Annotated in this window: 18 protein-coding genes; 9 read left to right on the top strand and 9 right to left on the bottom strand. The window is 68.2% G+C overall.

All coding sequences use genetic code 11. From position 1 onward, the window contains the following. Positions 1-4 precede the first annotated feature (4 nt). Entirely contained in the window at positions 5-478 is a 474-nt protein-coding gene (gene tatB, locus IEX18_RS02300; RefSeq protein WP_188657038.1) for a Sec-independent protein translocase protein TatB, read from the top strand. Next, positions 472-1260, top strand: a complete 789-nt coding sequence (tatC, locus tag IEX18_RS02295; protein WP_373284523.1) for a twin-arginine translocase subunit TatC — start codon at positions 472-474, stop codon at positions 1258-1260. The genes tatB and tatC overlap by 7 nt, the downstream gene beginning before the upstream one ends. Before the next feature lie 396 nt (positions 1261-1656). Here tatC and IEX18_RS02290 read toward each other — a convergent pair whose 3' ends face one another. From IEX18_RS02290 to glnE, 4 genes are all read right to left on the bottom strand, one after another. Next, positions 1657-2352 carry a M23 family metallopeptidase gene (locus tag IEX18_RS02290; protein ID WP_188657037.1) on the bottom strand — a complete coding sequence of 232 codons (696 nt, stop codon included), beginning with the start codon at positions 2350-2352 and terminating at the stop codon, positions 1657-1659. 84 nt (positions 2353-2436) lie between these two features. After that, entirely contained in the window at positions 2437-3207 is a 771-nt protein-coding gene (locus IEX18_RS02285; RefSeq protein WP_188657794.1) for a ferritin-like domain-containing protein, read from the bottom strand. Positions 3208-3269: 62 nt separating this feature from the next. Then, a complete protein-coding gene (locus IEX18_RS02280) occupies positions 3270-3725 on the bottom strand; it encodes a peroxiredoxin (protein ID WP_188657793.1) in 456 nt (151 codons plus the stop codon). Then, positions 3725-6397, bottom strand: coding sequence for a bifunctional [glutamate--ammonia ligase]-adenylyl-L-tyrosine phosphorylase/[glutamate--ammonia-ligase] adenylyltransferase (gene glnE / locus IEX18_RS02275; RefSeq protein WP_188657036.1), 2673 nt, complete (start codon positions 6395-6397; stop codon positions 3725-3727). Before glnE ends, IEX18_RS02280 begins: the two co-directional genes overlap by 1 nt. A gap of 101 nt (positions 6398-6498) precedes the next feature. Here glnE and IEX18_RS02270 point away from each other — a divergent pair, with 101 nt between their 5' ends. Then, positions 6499-6678 carry a hypothetical protein gene (locus IEX18_RS02270; protein WP_188657035.1) on the top strand — a complete coding sequence of 60 codons (180 nt, stop codon included), beginning with the start codon at positions 6499-6501 and terminating at the stop codon, positions 6676-6678. Positions 6679-6720: 42 nt separating this feature from the next. Here IEX18_RS02270 and IEX18_RS02265 read toward each other — a convergent pair whose 3' ends face one another. Continuing rightward, positions 6721-7689, bottom strand: coding sequence for an isopenicillin N synthase family dioxygenase (locus IEX18_RS02265; protein WP_188657034.1), 969 nt, complete (start codon positions 7687-7689; stop codon positions 6721-6723). A 95-nt stretch (positions 7690-7784) separates the two neighbouring features. Here IEX18_RS02265 and IEX18_RS02260 point away from each other — a divergent pair, with 95 nt between their 5' ends. The 5 genes from IEX18_RS02260 (at position 7785) to IEX18_RS02240 (ending at position 11498) form a co-directional block, all read left to right on the top strand. After that, entirely contained in the window at positions 7785-9014 is a 1230-nt protein-coding gene (locus IEX18_RS02260) for a multidrug effflux MFS transporter (RefSeq protein ID WP_188657033.1), read from the top strand. Positions 9015-9083: 69 nt separating this feature from the next. Next, positions 9084-9425, top strand: a complete 342-nt coding sequence (locus tag IEX18_RS02255) for a DNA primase (RefSeq protein ID WP_188657032.1) — start codon at positions 9084-9086, stop codon at positions 9423-9425. Continuing rightward, positions 9422-10189 (top strand): MliC family protein, encoded by a 768-nt coding sequence (locus tag IEX18_RS02250; protein ID WP_188657031.1) that lies wholly within the window; start codon positions 9422-9424, stop codon positions 10187-10189. The genes IEX18_RS02255 and IEX18_RS02250 overlap by 4 nt, the downstream gene beginning before the upstream one ends. A gap of 215 nt (positions 10190-10404) precedes the next feature. Then, positions 10405-11052, top strand: coding sequence for an opacity protein (locus IEX18_RS02245; RefSeq protein ID WP_188657030.1), 648 nt, complete (start codon positions 10405-10407; stop codon positions 11050-11052). Between the two features lie 107 nt (positions 11053-11159). Then, on the top strand, positions 11160-11498 hold the full coding sequence (locus tag IEX18_RS02240) for an HNH endonuclease family protein (protein ID WP_229664311.1): 339 nt from the start codon (positions 11160-11162) through the stop codon (positions 11496-11498). An 88-nt stretch (positions 11499-11586) separates the two neighbouring features. On the opposite strand, the gene IEX18_RS02235 is transcribed toward IEX18_RS02240, so the two are convergent. Together IEX18_RS02235 and IEX18_RS02230 are read right to left on the bottom strand one after the other, a co-directional pair. Beyond that, positions 11587-12642 carry a ribonucleotide-diphosphate reductase subunit beta gene (locus IEX18_RS02235; RefSeq protein ID WP_188657029.1) on the bottom strand — a complete coding sequence of 352 codons (1056 nt, stop codon included), beginning with the start codon at positions 12640-12642 and terminating at the stop codon, positions 11587-11589. Between the two features lie 35 nt (positions 12643-12677). Then, the gene (locus IEX18_RS02230) at positions 12678-12881 is read right to left on the bottom strand and encodes a hypothetical protein (protein ID WP_188657028.1); all 204 of its coding nucleotides are present in this window, start codon (positions 12879-12881) and stop codon (positions 12678-12680) included. 53 nt (positions 12882-12934) lie between these two features. On the opposite strand from IEX18_RS02230, the gene IEX18_RS02225 reads away from it, so the two are divergent. After that, positions 12935-13186, top strand: a complete 252-nt coding sequence (locus tag IEX18_RS02225) for a DUF2171 domain-containing protein (protein WP_188657027.1) — start codon at positions 12935-12937, stop codon at positions 13184-13186. 110 nt (positions 13187-13296) lie between these two features. On the opposite strand, the gene IEX18_RS02220 is transcribed toward IEX18_RS02225, so the two are convergent. Together IEX18_RS02220 and IEX18_RS02215 are read right to left on the bottom strand one after the other, a co-directional pair. Then, complete coding sequence (locus IEX18_RS02220; RefSeq protein WP_229664310.1) at positions 13297-13719, bottom strand: endonuclease domain-containing protein; 423 nt, start codon at positions 13717-13719, stop codon at positions 13297-13299. A gap of 145 nt (positions 13720-13864) precedes the next feature. Further along, complete coding sequence (locus tag IEX18_RS02215; protein WP_188657025.1) at positions 13865-15784, bottom strand: ribonucleoside-diphosphate reductase subunit alpha; 1920 nt, start codon at positions 15782-15784, stop codon at positions 13865-13867. Positions 15785-15897 lie beyond the last annotated feature (113 nt).

Below are 15897 nucleotides of genomic sequence, written 5' to 3'. Positions count from 1 at the left end.
CTGAATGTTCAATATCGATTCGAGCGAGTTCCTGCTGGTCGCCATCGTGGCGCTGGTGGTGATCGGCCCCAAGGACCTGCCCAAGGCGCTGCGCGTCGTGGGCTATTGGGTCGGCAAGGCGCGCGGCGTCTCGCGCCAGTTCCGCGCGGGCTTCGACCAGATGGTGCGCGAGGCCGAGCTGGAGGAGATGGAGAAGCGCTGGGCCGCGGAGAATGCGCGCATCATGGCGGAGCATCCGCCGGCGGAGACGGTGCCGGAGCCGGCCGCTCCCGCCTATCCGTCTCCACCCGTCGATCCCGTCACGCCCGCCGGTACGGCCACGCCTGCCCATTCGGGCACGAATGCCGATCCCGTCACGCCCGCCGAGCCGCCGATGCCGACGCATGATGCCATCGAAGAGCCGGTGATGGTCGAGAAACCGCAGATCCTTCCCGCCACGCCCGATGTTCCGCACCGACCCGAAGGTGCTGCATCGTGAGCGACGAGGTGACCCACGACGAGATCGACGACAGCCGCGCGCCGCTGCTCGACCATCTGATCGAGCTGCGCCGACGGTTGCTCTACTGCATCGTCGCCGTCGTGCTGGCCTTCGGCGTGTCCTTCTATTTCTCCGAAGCGATCTTCGCCTTTCTCGTCCAGCCGCTGCTGCGCGCGGGGCAGGGGACGGTGATCTATACCGAGATCTTCGAGGCCTTCTTCGTCCAGGTGAAGGTCGCCTTCTTCGCCGCGATGATGATGGCGTTCCCGGTCATCGCCAACCAGCTGTGGCAGTTCGTCGCGCCGGGCCTGTACCGCAAGGAGAAGCGGGCGTTGCTGCCCTTCCTCTTCGCGACGCCCGTGCTGTTCATCGCGGGCGCGGCGATGGCCTATTATGTGGCCATTCCGATGGCACTGCACTTCCTCCTCGGCTTCGACGGCGTGGTCGGCGGGGTGAAGCGCGAGGCACTGCCGGCGGTCGGCAACTATCTCTCCTTCATCATGCAGTTCCTGTTCGGCTTCGGACTGTCGTTCCTGTTGCCGGTGCTGCTGATGCTGCTGGAGCGGGCCGGGATCGTCACCCGCAAGGGGCTGATCGGCGCGCGGCGCTACGCGATCGTCGGCGCGACGGCGGTGGCGGCGGTGCTGACCCCGCCCGACCTGATGAGCCAGGTGCTGCTCGCCGTGCCGCTGATCCTGCTCTACGAGCTGGCGATCATCGGCATATGGTTCACCGAGCGAAAGCGCGCGCGGGAGGCGGGCACCGAGGTGGTGGAGAGCTGAAAGGCCGCGGCCGCGGCCCTGCTGCAGCTGGCCGCAGGTGTACGCGCCGGCTGTGGGCTGTCGGATGTATCGCTGTAACAAACCATCGCCCAGCGTTGGCCGGGGCCTTTCTGCGGCTCCCGCAGAGCGCTCATGGCGGAAGATCCGAGCCTTCGCGAAAACTTTGCGAAAGTCACCTCGTCATGCCGGACTCGTTCCGGCATCCACGGCCCCGCGAACGCGCAAGCCGTTGACCTTTCCCGCACGGTGGATCCCGGAACACGTCCGGGATGACGAGGGAAGAGGGTGCCATTGCGACTTTCGCGAAGGTATCGCCTTCACTGAAATGCCGATTGCTTCAGCTCAAGTGGATCGAAGTCTGGATGCGGGTGTCGGCGAGTATCGATCGTCCCGGCGTCAATCCTGCGCAGCGGGACCTTCGACCGCGACCGGGATCTCGCGCACGGCCTGATCCTGCGCCGCGAGCAGATAGTCGGCGGTGGTCAGGAAGGGCAGCGGGTTCACCGCATGGCCGTCGATACGGACCTCGTAATGGAGGTGCGGGCCGGTCGAGCGGCCGGTCGAACCCATCAGCGCGATCAGCTGTCCGCGATGAACCCGGGCGCCCTCGGCGACGAGCAGCTTGGACAGGTGACCATAGCGGGTCGCGATACCCTTGCCATGGTTGATCTCAACGAGGTTGCCATAGCCGCCGCGCCAGCTGGAATTGGCGACGATGCCGTCGGCCGTCGCGTAGATCGGCGTGCCGACCGGGCCGGGGATGTCGACGCCGGCATGCATCGCCGCGGTACCGCGGAACGGGTCGGAGCGGATGCCGAAATTGCTGGTGAACTTGAGGTCGGCGACCGGCTGGACCGAGGGGATGGCGATCGCGCCGCGACCCAGGCCACCGTCGAAGCTCTTCCAGGTCTGGAACAGCGTCTTGAACTTCTGGTCGGCGTTCAGGTCGGCGGTCGCCTCGGCGCCGGGAACCGGGATATACTCGCCGCCTTCGGCGACCGGAGCGGTCTCGGGTGCGGCAGGTGCCGCCTGGGCCTGGCCGGACATCAGGGCAGCGACGGTCACCATCGCCGAAATCAGACGCTTGTTCATCGAACCCCGCACTTTATCGTCGGTCCACATCCATCAGGATGCGGCCTGATCCAATCTCGTGCTGTTACGCAGCCCCACCGCGCTTCAACGCTGATCTTGTGACCCGACAGAGGTTAACGGAACAAGAGGCATGTAGAAATCGCGCGTCAGACCGGCAGCGGCACGCGCCGAGTCGTTGAACGGTGGCTTAATGGCGCCCCGGAAGTGGCGTCGGACCAGCATCTGCCAGTGCGAAGCCGGGACGATATCGGCCGCGGCGCAGAGATAGCCGAACCATTTTGCGCCGATTCCGACGTGGCGGATCTCGTCGGTGTAGATGCGCTGGAGAATGCGCGCACTCGTCTCGTCGCCGCCCGACCGGACGCGGGCGACGGTTTCCGGCGTCACGTCGAGACCACGCGCCTCGAGCACCATCGGCACCACCGCCATCCGGGCGGCGGCATCGTGCGCCGTCGCGGCCGCCGCTTCCCACAGGCCGGCATGCGCCGGCAGCGCGCCATAGCTGGAACCGAGCGCGCGCAGCCGGCGCTCCAGTACCGCGAAATGCATTGCCTCGTCCGCGCCGACCCCGATCCAGTCATCGGCGAAGCGGCGCGGGAAGTCGCCGCCGAACCGCCCCGCCGCGTCGAAGGCGAGGTCGATCGCCGCGAATTCGATATGGGCCAGCGCATGCAGCAGGGCGAGCCTCCCGCGTTCGGAACCGCCGCGTCCGCGCTTGGGCATGCGATTGGCCGGCAACAGTTCGGGCCGCGCGGGACGCGCCGGCTCGTCCGGCATCGCGACGTCGCAGCGATGCGCCAGCTGTCCGCGCCGCCATGCCCGTGCCGTGGCGCGGGCGAGCCGCACCTTGGTCATCGGGTCGGCGGCGAGCAGCACCGCCCGGCAGGCCGCGCCCAGGCTGTCGGGCAGCGTCGGGGTCACAGGGCGCGGGCGGCCGCCAGTACCGCGTCGGCATGGCCGGGCACGCGCACCTTGCGCCACGCCTGTACCAGCCGCCCGTCGCGCCCGAACAGGAAGGTTGCCCGCTCCACCCCCATATAGGTGCGGCCGTAGAGCTTGCGCTCGCCCCAAACGCCGAATGCTTCGGCGGCCTTGGCGTCGGGGTCGCTGACCAGTTCGACTGCGAGGTCGTATTTGGCGGTGAACCTGGCATGGCTGGCAACGGTGTCGCGCGAGATGCCGATCACCCGTACGCCTGCGGCGGCGAAGTCGCCCGCCAGCGCGGTGAAGTCCTGCGCCTCGCGCGTGCAGCCCGACGTGTCGTCCTTGGGATAGAAATAGACGACGAGCGGGCCGCCGAGCGTCGCCAGATCGATCTCGCTTCCGTCCAGCGCGGTCACGCCGACCGCGGGGATCGCATCGCCGGTATCCATCATGCCTCCGTCAGTCTTTGCCAATGATCGGCCACGTCCTGACGCGCGGCCGTGGCGCTGTCCACCACCGCAGCCCAGTCCGGCAGAGCGAGCGCCGCAGCGACGAGCGCGCGGGTCGCCTCGGCCGGCGGCTCCAGATCGGGCGCGACAAGGCGCAGCGTCACGAGCAATCGGGTCAGCAGGTCGTGCGCCCGGCGGAGTTCGGGCGGAGCGAGGCCCTGCGCCGCGAGGGCATCGATCGCCCGACCGAGATCGGGATCGAAGCCGGTGCGTCGGTCGAGCTGGGTCAGGTGGACCGCGAACTCCAGGTCGACCAGTCCTCCGGGCGCAAGCTTGATGTCGAGCGAACCGCGGGGCGGCTTGTGGCGCGCCATCTCGGCCCGCATCGCGATCGCCTCCGCCTTGACGTCCCGGTCCGGGCGGTCGCCGGCGAGGACGGCGTCGATGATCGCCTTGGTCGCCCGCCGGGCTTCGGTCGAGCCGTAGACCGGCCGGGCGCGGGTGAGGGCCATATGTTCCCACGTCCAGGCGTCACCCTGCTGATAGCGCGCGAAGCTGTCGAGCGAGACGGCGAGCGGCCCCTGCGCACCCGAAGGGCGCAGCCGCGTGTCGACCTGATAGAGGGGCCCTCCGGCCGTGGCGACGGAGAGCGCCGCCGTCACCCGGCTGACCAGCCGGTTGTAGTAGAGCGTCGCGCCGAGCGGCTTCGCACCGTCCGACTCCGCCGCGAAGTCGCCGGTGAACAGGTAGATGAGGTCGAGATCGGAGGCGTGGGTGAGCGCGCCGCCGCCGAAGCGGCCGAGCGCGAGGATCACCAATTCGCTGTCCGGGACGCGGCCATGGGTTGTGGCGAACTCCTCGACCGTCGCGGCCGCCAGGACCTCGACTGCAGCGTCGGCGACTCGCGCATAGCCGGCGGCGACGGCGAGCGGATCGGCGGCCCCCGCCACGATCTGCGCGCCGAGCGCGAACCGTGCCTCGCCCACGACCCGGCGGACATGGTCGAGCCGCGCGCCATAGTCCGCGGCATCGCCGCCGCGCATCGCGGCCGCCAGTGCGGCAACGTCGCCGACGCCGTCTAGGGCGCTCGCATCGATCAGCCCGTCGATCAGCGCCGGACGCCGCGCCAGCTCGTCCGCGAGCGGCGGCGCATGGGCGAGCAGTCGCACGGTCAGGTCGGCGAGACCGGGACGCGCCTCCAGCAGCCGGAAGATGTTGATCGCGCTCGACATGCGCTCGAGCATCCGGTCGAGCTTGAGCAGCGCGTCGTCGGGATCGGGGGCGCTGGCCAGCGCCGCGATCAGGATCGGCAACACCGCCTCCAGCGCCTCGCGCGCGGCCGGGCTGCGCAAGGCGGGATAGCCGCCGCGCCGCCATATGGCGATCCGGCGGCCGGCGCTGTCCGCGTCGAACCCTTTCGCTGCGAGATCCTGCGCCAGGGTCTCGGCATCGGTGGACAAAGCGGGGCGACGGCTGTCGTCGAGCGCGTCGTAGACGCGGCCCACCCGCTCGACATGCGGGCGAAGCCGCTCGATCAGGGCCGCTCCGTCGCCCAGTCCGGCCAGTCGCGCCACCCGGTCGAGCGCGTCGCCCTCCGGCAGGCGATGCGTCTGTCGATCGTCGATCATCTGCACGCGATGCTCGATCGTGCGCAGCAGCGTATAGGCGTCGGACAGGGCCGCAGCATCGTCGGCCTCGATCCAGCCCACGATCGCCAGCTCCGTCAGCGCATCGCGGGTCGCCGGCGCACGCAGGACCGGATCGCGGCCGCCATGGATCAGCTGATGGATCTGGGCGAAGAACTCGACCTCCCGGATGCCGCCGCGGCCGCGTTTCAGGTCATAGCCCGGGCCGAGCCGCTGGCCCTGCGCATGATGGTCGCGAATCCGCGCCGACAAGGCCCGGATCTCGCCCATGGCGCCGAAATCCAGCGACCGCCGCCAGATGAAGGGTCGGATCGTGGCGAGGAAGCTCTGTCCCAGCGCGATATCGCCCGCCGCGGCGCGTGCCCGGATGAAGGCGGCCCGCTCCCAGGCGAGCGCCTGGCTTTCATAATAGGCGATGGCGCCGCCGACCGGCAGCGCGATCGGCGTCGCCTCGGGCGAGGGCCGCAGGCGCAGGTCGACGCGCAGCACATAGCCATCGCCGTCGCGCGCCTGGAGCAGCTCGACGGCGCGGCGGGCGATCCGGACGGCCGCGTCCTCCGGTTCCTCCCGCGCGCGGCGGGGCAGGGACGCCGGATCGAAGAGCAGGATCGGGTCGATGTCGGACGAATAGTTGAGTTCGGCCGAGCCCTGTTTGCCGAGTGCGATCGCGGCGAAACCGCGCGCGGGCTCGCCCGGATAGCGTTCGGCCATCGCGGCCCGGATCGCCGTGTCGAGCGCGTAGTCGGCGAAGCGCGTCAGCGCGCCGGTGACGGCGCCGAGGTCGAGCAGGCCGGCCAGGTCGCCGATCGCCACGGTGAGCGCCAGCGCCCGCCGACGACGACGCAGGGCGGCGGCAACGGGCAGATCGGGATCGATGGCGGGATCGAGGTCGAGCCGCCCCGCCTCGATCGCCGCCGTCGTGGCCGGCTCGCGCTCGGCGATCATGGCCAGGAAGGGCGACCAGCGCCGCGCCCGCTCCAGCGCCTCGCGCAGCGCCGCGCGGCCGTCCTCGTCCTCGATCGTCATGGCGGCCGACCTATTCGCCATCGGGCGGATTGCCAACTCGCGCGCGACGAAGCGCGCCGAATCGGGGAAACCATATCCGCAAAACGGACGTTCTTTACGCCATGATGACGTCGGCCTCCCTTTGCATCGAGCGCCAGGGCACCGAGCAGGTGGTGCGTGCACCGCGACCGACGGATGCGGTGGGCGCAGCGTTGCGCAACGCCTTTCCGACCGGCGCCGGGCTGCCGGACGACTGGTCGACGCTGCTCAGCAAGCTCGACGGCGCAGCCAGCCGCCACTGATGCGGGGACGGGCAGGGCGGGTACCCTGCCGTCCCATCCCGGCTACTTCTTGATGAGACCGATCTCGACCAGCCGCTCGTGCAGATAGTCATGGGCGGTGATCGGTGTAGGGTAGCGGTTCGGATTGTCCGCCGTCACCGTCTGCGGCAGCGTCTCGATCAGGAAGTCGGGCGCCGGGTGGAGGAAGAAGGGCATCGAATAGCGCGAATGGCCGCGCCGTTCGGGCGCCGGATTGACGACGCGATGGGTGGTCGAGGGCAGGACGTGGTTCGTCAGCCGCTGCAGCATGTCGCCGACATTGACGACCATCGCACCCTCGGGCGGCTTGATCGCCAGCCACTTGCCGCTCGCGCGGTCGAGCAGTTCGAGGCCCGCTTCCTCCGCGCCGAGCAGCAGGGTGATGAGGTTGATGTCCTCATGCGCGCCGGCACGCACGCCCTCCGCATCGGCGGGGATGGGGGGATAGTGGAGGAGGCGCAGAACGCTGTTGCCGTCCCGCACCGCATGGTCGAACCAGTCGGGGGCGAGGCGCAGATGGCGCGCGATCGCCGACAGCAGCCGGTCGCCCGCGCGGTCGAAGGCGGTGAAGAGCTCGAGGAAGGTGTCGCGAAAGCCTTGCGGGCGAGTCGGCCAGACATTGGCGGGCATCTGGTCGGCGAAGCGGTGACCGGCGGGCAGCTCGCGGCCGACATGCCAGAACTCCTTCAGATCGACCGCGCTCGCGCCCTTGGCGATCTCGGTCTTGAAGGGCGTGTAGCCGCGCGCACCGCCGCCGCCGGCGACGTGATAGGCGCGCTTCTCGTCTTCGGGTAGCGCGAACAGCGCTTCCGTCTCGGCCCAGGCGCGGGCGATCAGGTCCTGCGGCACGCCGTGATCGGCGACGATCGCGAAGCCGAAGCGCTCGAACGAGCCGCCGAGCTCCGCGGCGAATCCCTCGGGATCGCGGGCCTGGTCGGCGAAGCTGAGCGTGGGGACGGCCGCGGTGCTGGATGCGGTCGGGATGTCGAGCATAGTCCTGATTCCTCTTGAATACGTCATCTTAACCCCGGCCCGGGCGCGATGATAGGGTGACGGCGCGGCCTGGCAGCGGCTACACGTCCGCCATCATGACACCTGAGGATCATCCGGCGCCCGCGCTGCCCGGCGCGCCGATCGGCTTTGTCGAGTTCGTCTGCCTCGTCGCCTCGCTGATGGCGCTGGGGGCGCTCGGCACCGATGCGATGCTGCCGGCGCTGCCGGCGATCGGCGAGGCGCTGGGCGTGGCGGACGAGAACCGGCGCCAGTTCGTCGTATCGGCCTTCCTGGCCGGGTTCGGCGCGGCGCACCTGATCCACGGGCCGCTGGTCGACCGTTTCGGCCGGAGGCGGGTGCTGCTCTGGGCCATCGCCAGCTATGTCGTCGCCAGTGCACTGGCCGCCGTCTCGGCGAGCTTCACGCTGCTGCTTGCCGCCCGCATCGCCGGCGGCGCGACGGTCGCCGCGACGCGCATCGGCACGGTGGCGCTGGTGCGCGACTGCTATCACGGGCGGGCGATGGCGCGGGTGATGTCGATCGCCTTCATGGTCTTCATGGTCGTGCCGATCCTGGCGCCGAGCGTCGGCCAGCTGGTGCTGCTGTTCGGCGACTGGCGGACGATCTTCTGGGTCATCGCCGGCACGGCCGCGGCGCTGCTCGTCTGGATCTGGATCCGCCTGCCCGAGACGCTGAGGCCCGAAGCGGCGCTGCCCATCCATCCGCGGCGCATCCTGGCGGGCTGGCGGATCGCGCTCACCGACCGGATGTCGCTGGGCTATACGCTCGCCTCGACGATGCTGATGGGCGGACTCTACGGCTATCTCAACTCGATCCAGCAGATCATGTTCGACGTGTTTCGCCGACCCTCGCTGCTGGCGGCGGTGTTCGCCGGCACGGCGGCGACCATGGCGGCGGCGAACCTGCTCAACGCCCGGATCGTGATGCGGCTGGGCACGCGGCGGATCGCGCACAGCGCGCTGGCCGGGCTGATCGCGATCGCCGGCGGCCATTGGGCGCTGGCGGCAGGCGGGCTCGATACGCTGGCGGTCTTCGCCGTGCTGCAGGCGCTGACGATGGCCTGTTTCGGCCTCGCCACCTCCAACTTTTCGGCGATGGCGATGGAGAATATGGGCGGGATCGCCGGCACCGCCTCCAGCATCCAGGGCTTCATCAGCATCACCGCGGGCGTGCTGATCGGCGCAGTCATCGGGCTGGCGTTCGACGGCACGACGATGCCGATGATCGCGGGCTTCCTGCTGACCGCCATCGCCGCGATCGTCCTGGTGGCGATCACCGAACGCGGCACGCTGTTCGGCGGATAAGCGCCGCCTCGCAGGGAACCGGGCGATACGCCCTGCCGTTCGATCCTCCGTTCAACGAAGGAGAGCGACATGGGCGGTCACCAGGTGCCGGGCATGGGTCCGGGCGACGACGGCTATGACGAGGAAGGCTATGACGAGAGCCAGCGCGCGGAGATCCTCGAGGCGACGCGCGACGGCCCGGGCGACGGCGTGATTCTGATCGACCTCGATCCCGATCTGGGCGAGGACGACGAGGAGGACGAGCCGCTCGACGACCTCGACATGGAGGACGAAGAGGTCGGCGTGACCGACGCCGAGACGACCATGGACGAGGACGACATGGACGAGGACGACGTCCAGGACGATTTCGACAGCGACACGGTCGACGACGACGAACTGGACGATCGCGACGATACCGCCCTTCGCCCGTGACAGGGCGCGCCTGCGGGGTCGTGCTGGCGATGGCGCTGGCACTTCCGGGGTGCTCATCGCCGCCCGAGCGAGCGGCGGCGTCCAACGCGGCCCCTGTGGTGTCGGCCTCGCCCTCCACGGCGGGTGGCCGGCCCTCCGAAGCGAAGGCGGTTGTCCGCCCGGCCACGGCGGCACCGGATCCCGGTGATCCGGCCGCGGTCGCTGCGGCGTTCCTGCGCGGTGCCATCGCGAAGGACCAGCGGGCCGCCGCCGCGCAATGGGATGGGACGCCGGCCGACCGGCAGCAGGCGCTCGCCGTCCTCGCGGGCCTTTCCGGCACGGTGACGATCGGTGCGCCCGTCGACGGTGATGCCGGCATGGGCCAGCGCTATGTGACGGTGCCGTTCGCCATCGGTGACCGGCATGGATCCGCGCTGCTCCACCGGATCGCGGACGGCTTCGACAGCGACGACCCGCGCGCGCATGACTGGCGGGTACGGACGGTGACGTTCGACGAAGAAGTGCCAGTCGCCTCGGCAGGGGCGCCGGAGACTGCGAACGCGCGCTACGCCTGTACCGACGGCAGCGTCGTGCCGGCCCGCTTCGACAACCGCGACGGCACGGTCGCGCTGACGGTCGGTGGCGCGTCCGTCACGCTGCGCCAACAGCCGGTCGCCTCGGGCATCCATTATGCCGGCGCCGGCTTCGAGCTGCGCGGCAAGGGGCGGCGGGTCGTGCTGACCCTGCCCGACGGTGCGACAAAAGACTGCGAAGATCACCTATAGTATTTTTGCACTGCACTGCCCCAGTCCTGCCCAGTTTTCGCCCATTTTGGTTCATCAGATCGACAGAAAGCGTTGCGCTGCGGCAACAGTTTCCGGGTTAAGCATGTTAATCGCCTGGACGCCGCAACAAAGCGGATCGTCGCGAATTCAGCGGGACCCGGACAAGGCGGAAGCCAGCCACATTCCGGTCGTCGAAGCAGATCAAGGTGTACAACATGCGTAACTATCTCCTCGCCACCGTCGCAGCGTTGACCGTCTCGGTCGCGGCGGTTCCGGCATTCGCGCAGGACGCGAACATGGCCGATCCGGCCGCCACCGCCACCCAGACCGACGCTCCGGCCACCACCGAGACCGGCGCCCCCGACGGCACCGGCGCCTTCGGGTTCGAGCCCTATTTCGCCGTGATGGGCGGCTGGGAAGGGTTCGACCGCAATCCGGGCCACGGCATCCCCGCCACGCCGCTGGGCGGCCGCAAGCTGCAGGGCGGCACCGTGACCGGCATCGTCGGCGCGAACGTTCCGCTCGGCCCCGTCTTCGTCGGTGCAGAGGGTGAGGTCACCAAGGGCGTCGATGGCGCGATCGACTGGGGCTATGGCGCCGCCGGCCGCTTCGGCTTCCGCGCCGGCGAGAGCGGCCTGTTCTACGGCAAGGTCGGCTATCGCTGGGTCAATTTCGACCGGTTCGGCCCGGACAGCCGCGACTATCACGCGATCACCTATGGCGTCGGCGCCGAGGTGGGCCCGAAGGACATCGGCCTGGGCGGCCTGACCGGCAATTCGGGCGTGCGCCTGCGCTTCGAGGTGTCGACCTTCGGCAGCGCCGAGAGCTTCCGCCCGCAGGCGGGTCTCGTCGCGCACTTCTGATCGTCTGCACGACTGCCGGAAGGGGCGGGGTGGCCGAGGGGCCGCCTCGCCCTTTCGCTTGGGGCGCCGGTCTTTCGCCGAGACGCCGCACATCCCATATCCCTGGCATGACAGGTCGGGTGAAGCGCAAGGCCGGGCTCGCGACGGCGGCAGCCCTAGCCGAGGCGCGCAACGCCGCGCCGCCGACCTGCGCCTTGTGCGAGCGTCCGCTCGGTCAGCGCGTGGAATGGCACCATCTGGTGCCGAAGAGCGAGGGTGGCCGCATCACCGCGCCGGTCCACCCTATCTGCCACCGCACGATCCACGCGACGCTGGCCAACCACGAGCTGGCGCGGGCCTATGCCGATCCCGCGGTGCTCCGCGCTCATCCTGCGATCGCGCGGTTCGTGGCCTGGGTGGCGGACAAGCCGGCCGACTTCAGCGTTCCGGTTCGGCGGGGGCGTTGAGGCCTATCCGGTCACTTCGACGAAGGGGTGATCGCCGCTCCACGAAGAGGGGGGGGGGCGGCCCCCCCCCCCGTCATGGGTCAGAGCCTCACTCCGCAGCTACGCCCGCAGCCGCGAACATGTCGGTCATGTCGGCCGGGTCTTCGTTCGCCGCCTTGCCGGCCTTGGCCTTCTGGCGCTTGTCGAAGCTGTCCCACACATCGTTCCACTGGCCGCGGGTCGCGGCCTTCGAATATTCGGTCGCGCGCGTCTCGAAGAAGTTCGCGTGCTCGACGCCGTTGAGCAGCGGCGTCAGCCAGGGGATCGGATGCTCGTCGATCATGTAGATCGGCTTCAGGCCCAGCTGGCCCATCCGCCAGTCGGCGATGAAGCGGATATACTTCTTGATGTCCTTGGCGGTCATGCCGTTCACCGGCCCCATCTCGAAGGCGAGGTCGATGAAATTGTCCTCCAGGCGGATCGTCGTCTGGCAGACATCGGCGATGTCGTCCTTCACCGCCTTGGTCAGGCAGCCGCGCTCCTTGGTAAAGGCGTGGAACAGCTTGATGATGCCCTCGCAATGCAGGCTCTCGTCGCGCACCGACCAGCTGACGATCTGGCCCATGCCCTTCATCTTGTTGAAGCGCGGGAAGTTCATCAGCATCGCGAAGCTGGCGAACAGCTGCACGCCCTCGGTGAAGCCGCCGAACATGGCGAGCGTGCGGGCGATGTCCTCGTCCGAATCGACGCCGAACTTCTGCAGATAGTCGTGCTTGTCCTTCAGCTCGGCATATTCGAGGAAGGCGCCATATTCGCTCTCGGGCATGCCGATCGTGTCGAGCAGATGGCTGTAGGCGGCGATATGGACCGTCTCCATGTTGCTGAACGCGGTCAGCATCATCTTGATTTCGGTCGGCTTGAACACGCGGCCGTACTTCTCGTGATAGCAGTCCTGCACCTCGACGTCCGCCTGGGTGAAGAAGCGGAAGATCTGGGTGAGCAGGTTGCGCTCGTGATCGGTCAGCTTCTGCGCCCAGTCGCGGCAGTCCTCGCCCAGCGGCACCTCCTCGGGCAGCCAGTGGAGCTGCTGCTGACGCTTCCAGAACTCGAACGCCCAGGGGTATTCGAACGGCTTGTACTGCTTGGATGCGGCGAGGAGGGACATGCGAACTTACTCCGGTGAACGGTAAAGATAGGGGATCAGGGCGTGACGCTCCACCGCCACATCGCCGTCGCCGACATGGCGAGGACGATGCCGGCCGCGGTGGCCATGATGCCGATCATGCGAAAGGCGTAGACCTGTCGCTCGGTCCGGCTGGGACCAGCAAGGCTGACGAGCAGCGCGATGCCCACCGTGGCGAGGACGGCGGCGACGACGTACATGACTCCGACGGCATAGCTCATGCGACCAACTCCTTCTCCATGCGTTCCGAGGCCGGACTTGCAGGAGAATGAGAATGGTCGATACCAGCCAGATCAAGGAACACGCAGAAGTCATCGGCGCCGACGGCGTCCATGTCGGCACGGTCGACCATGTCGACGGCGACCGGATCAAGCTGACCAAGAACGACAGCCCCGCGACCGAGGACGGGCAGGGCGCCAAGCACCACTACCTGCCGCTCGGCCTCGTCGCCGAGGTCGAGGGCGACACGGTGCGGCTGAGCGCCACCGCCCAGAACGCCGTCGACATGTTCGAAGAGGCGGAGTGAGCCATACTCTCCCTCTCCCACTGGGAGAGGGAGTGAGCCATACTCTCCCTCTCCCACTGGGAGAGGGAGGGAGCCGGCGTCAGCCGGCGGAAGGGTGAGGGCGGTGCCGGTCATGCGGTGCCGCCCATTTTCATGCCCGCCACATCCTCATCCTTCCCATGCTGCGCATGGGCCCCTTCCTTCTCCCGGAGGGAGAAGGAAACGTGTTGGATGACGCCCTCGATATTCTGCACGACATCGGCATTCGTGACGCGGATCGTGCGATAGCCTTCGCGCGCCATGTAAGCCATGCGCTGAGCATCGGCAGATTGGCTGGCTGCATGGGTGTCACCGTCGACTTCGATCACGAGACGTTCCGAGAAGCAGAGGATGTCGGCAAAGAACGGGCCGACCGATGCCTGATGGCGCCATTTCAGATGCGGAAAAGCTTCGCGCAACGCACGTAGCAGGCGGCGTTCGGGTTCAGGAGCTTCACGGCGAAGCTGGCGAGCGTGCTGGACGGTGCCAGAGCGATGATTGTTGTAACTGCGCACACCCTCACCCTTCCGCCGCTGCGCGGCTCCCTCCCTCTCCCGAGGGGAGAGGGAAATAACGGCGCGCCCCTTTCCTCCGAGAGAGGGAGGGGCCCATCGCGTCAGCGATGGGAGGGTGAGGGTGTCAGTAGACCGCCCGACCACCTCACTGACAGGCCAGACACTCGTCATAGTCCGTCGTTTCTTCCAGCGAGAATTGCGGCTTGCTGAGCGTATTGTCCGCCTCGACCCCGCCCGAGCCCTCGGCGCCGGCGAAACCGGCGCGCTGGACCGACTTGGAGCGGAGATAATAGAGCGACTTGATGCCCAGCTCCCACGCGCGGAAGTGGAGCATAAGCAAATCCCACTTCTCGACATCGGCCGGGATGAACAGGTTCAGCGACTGCGCCTGGTCGATATAGGGCGTGCGGTCGCCGGCGAGTTCGAGCAGCCAGCGCTGGTCGATCTCGAAGCTCGTCTTGAAGACGTCCTTTTCCTCGACCGAGAGGAAGTCGAGATGCTGGACCGATCCGCCATGCTCCAGGATCGAGTTCCAAACCGCATCGGTGTTCTTCGACTTCTCGTTGAGCAGCTTCTCCAGATAGGCGTTCTTGACCGCGAAGCTGCCCGACAGCGTCTTGTGGGTGTAGATGTTCGCCGGGATCGGCTCGATGCAGGCCGAGGTACCGCCGCAGATGATGCTGATCGACGCGGTCGGCGCGATCGCCATCTTGCAGCTGAACCGCTCCATCACGCCGACGTCCGCCGCATCGGGGCAGGGACCGCGCTCGACCGCCAGGGTCATCGATGCCTGGTTCACCTGCGCGTTGATGTGCTTGAAGATCTTGAGGTTCCAGCTCTTCGCCATCGCCCCTTCGAACGGCAGGCCGCGCGCCTGGAGGAAGGAGTGGAAGCCCATCACGCCCAGCCCCACCGAGCGTTCGCGCCCGGCCGAATAGGCGGCGCGCTCCATGCCCGGCTCGTGCCGGTCGATATAGTCCTGCAGCACATTGTCGAGGAAGCGCATCACGTCCTCGATGAACTGCTTGTCGTCCTTCCACTGGTCCCAGGTCTCGAGGTTGAGCGAGGACAGGCAGCAGACCGCGGTGCGGTCCTTGCCCTTGTGGTCCATCCCGGTCGGCAGCGTGATCTCCGAGCAGAGGTTGGAGGTCGACACCTTCAGCCCCAGCTCGCGATGATGCTTGGGCATGTTCTTGTTCACATGGTCGGCGAAGACGATGTAGGGCTCGCCGGTCGCCAGCCGGGTCTCGACCAGCTTCTGGAACAGCGCGCGCGCATCCACCTTGCCGCGGACGCTGCCGTCCTTGGGGCTCTTCAGCTCCCATTCCTGCCCGTCGCGGACCGCCTCCATGAAGGCGTCGGGAATGAGCACGCCGTGATGCAGGTTCAGCGCCTTGCGATTGAAGTCGCCCGACGGCTTGCGGATCTCGAGGAACTCCTCGATTTCGGGGTGCGAGATGTCGAGATAGCAGGCCGCCGACCCGCGGCGCAGGCTGCCCTGGCTGATCGCGAGCGTCAGCGAGTCCATCACGCGCACGAACGGGATGATGCCGCTGGTCTTGCCGTTGAGGCCGACCGGCTCGCCGATGCCGCGGACATTGCCCCAATAGGTGCCGATGCCGCCGCCGCGCGAGGCGAGCCAGACATTCTCGTTCCAGGTATCGACGATGCCGTTCAGGCTGTCGGGCACCGAGTTGAGATAGCAGCTGATCGGCAGGCCGCGGCCCGTGCCGCCGTTGGACAGCACCGGGGTCGCCGGCATGAACCACAAGCGGCTGATATAGTCGTAGATGCGCTGCGCGTGCGCGGCATCGTCGGCATAGGCGGAGGCGACGCGGACGAACAGGTCCTGGTAGCTCTCGCCCGGCAGCAGGTAGCGGTCGTTGAGCGTATCCCTGCCGAAATCGGTCAGCAGCGCATCGCGCGAATGATCGACCTCGACCGGGAAGGGACGGGGCGTGACCGACTTGCTGTCGAGCGCGACCGGGGTGGCGGCAGCCGCCGACAGCAGGTCGGGGGCGGTATCGATCGTCTCGGTCGTCATGGCTGCGTCCCTGAAATCCATCGTCTGCCCAAGTCCTTACGTTCTCTATCCGTTCGAATCGGGGCCGTCCGTCCTTTTAGCACGCAAACACTGTCGCGGGCAGAACAAAACGGGTCCTTCGTCGACCGGCCATC

Origin of the sequence: Sphingomonas metalli (assembly GCF_014641735.1) — a bacterium.
Taxonomy (GTDB): domain Bacteria; phylum Pseudomonadota; class Alphaproteobacteria; order Sphingomonadales; family Sphingomonadaceae; genus Sphingomonas; species Sphingomonas metalli.
The sequence above is the reverse complement of the archived record's forward strand: the minus strand, read 5'-3'. Positions and strand labels throughout refer to the sequence as shown.